This is a genomic window from Pseudolysinimonas sp. (assembly GCF_031389465.1).
Classification (GTDB): Bacteria; Actinomycetota; Actinomycetes; order Actinomycetales; family Microbacteriaceae; genus Pseudolysinimonas_A.
On the sequence record NZ_JANMSQ010000030.1, the window covers coordinates 1 to 1,819 of the forward strand.

General features: G+C 67.5%; 2 protein-coding genes. Both read right to left on the reverse strand.

The features are described from left to right. Nucleotides 1-600: ribose-phosphate diphosphokinase (gene prs / locus RMO30_RS01200; RefSeq protein ID WP_309708414.1), on the reverse strand; the 600-nt coding region annotated here is incomplete at its 3' end. Between the two features lie 38 nt (nt 601-638). After that, the coding region (gene glmU / locus RMO30_RS01205) for a bifunctional UDP-N-acetylglucosamine diphosphorylase/glucosamine-1-phosphate N-acetyltransferase GlmU (RefSeq protein ID WP_309708417.1) at nt 639-1,819 on the reverse strand (1,181 nt) is incomplete at its 5' end.

Consider the following 1,819-nt stretch of genomic DNA (forward strand, 5'->3'; position numbering starts at 1 on the left):
GTGGATGATCGCGAGCGGGGCGCCGAGCTTGTCGCTCCAGATGTCGGCGACGCGCACCCGGCCCATGTCGGGGCTCACGACGGTGAGGGTCGCGGGTTCGAGTTTCGATCTGAAGTGCTCGAGCAGCACGGGCATCGCGAAGAGGTGATCGACGGGGCCGTCGAAGAAGCCCTGGATCTGCGCCGCGTGCAAATCGACACTCATGATGCGGTTCGCCCCGGCGGCTTTGAACAGGTCGGCGATCAGCCGAGCGGAGATCGGCTCGCGACCACGACCCTTCTTGTCTTGCCGGGCATACGGGTAGAAGGGCGCGACGACGGTGATGCGCTTCGCGCTCGCGCGCTTGGCCGCGTCGATCATGATGAGCTGCTCCATGAGCCACTCGTTGATCGGCGGGCAGTGCGACTGGATCACGAAGACGTCGGCCCCGCGGATGCTGTCACCGTAGCGGGCGTAGATCTCGCCGTTCGCGAAGGTGCGGGCTTCAGTCGGGATGAGTTCGGAATCCAGCTCTTCGGCGATGTCTTCGGCGAGCTTCGGGTGGGCCCGGCCGCTGACGATGACCAGTCTCTTCTCACCGGTGATCTTGATGGCCGACACGGCTGGCTCCTGCCCCTTTGGAACTCCAGCTTAGAGGGTCAGTCTTGGGCGTCAGCGGCGGCTTTCGCCGCTGCGGAACCGGCGCGGTGACGCTCTGTCCAGCCTTCGACGATCCTCAGCTGCGCGACGCTCACCGCGAGGGCACCCGGCGGCACGTCTCGCCGCACCACGGTGCCCGCGCCGATCTTTGCGCCGTCACCGATCGTGACCGGGGCGACGAACGAGTTGTGGGTGCCGGTGTGCACGTGCGCACCGATCGTCGTGGAGTGCTTGTCGATGTCGTCGTAGTTGGCGGTGATCGCTCCGGCGCCGATGTTGGTGCCTTCGCCGATCGTCGCGTCGCCGATGTACGACAGGTGCGGCACTTTCGCGCCGGCTCCGATCTTCGCGTTCTTCGTCTCGACGTAGGTGCCGATCTTGCCACCATCACCCAGCTCGGTGCCGGGCCTGAGGTAGGCGAACGGCCCGACCGTCGCACCTTTTCCGATCACCGCGAGGGTCGCGTCGGTGCGTTTCACGACGGCATCCTCACCGACCTCGCAGTCGAGCAGGGTCGTGTCCGGCCCGATGCGAGCGCCGCGGGCGATCGTCGTCGCACCCGAAAGGTGCGTGTTCGGCAGCAGTTCGACGTCTTCCGCGAGGGTGGCGCGCAAGTCGATCCAGGTACTGCCGGGGTCGTGCACCGTCACCCCGGCGAGCTGCCAGCCGCGCACGATCATGGCGTTGAGGCGGGCCGCGGTGTGGGCGAGCTGGACGCGGTCGTTGACGCCTTCGACGATCCAGGGATCGGGGACAGGGACCGCGGCCACCGGCATCCCGGCCTGCCGAAGCAGGGCGACGACGTCGGTGAGGTACTTCTCGCCCTGCGAGTTGTCGGTCCCGACGAGGGGAAGGTGCTTCCGCAGGCCCGCGACACCGAAAACGTAGGTGCCGGAGTTGATCTCGGAGATCGAGAGCTCGTCGTCGGCGGCGTCCTTCTGCTCGACGATGCGACTGAGGGACCCGTCGTTCTCGCGGATGATGCGGCCGTATCCGGTGGCGTCGTCGACGATCGCGCTGAGCAGGGTTGCGGCGGCGGCAGCCTCGCGGTGAACGGCCAGCAGACCGGAGAGCGTTGCGGCGTCCAGCAGCGGCACGTCTGCGCTGATGACGACCACGTCGCCGTCGAAATCGTCTGGCAGGGCGCCGATGCCCATCTCGACCGCACGGCCGGTGCCGG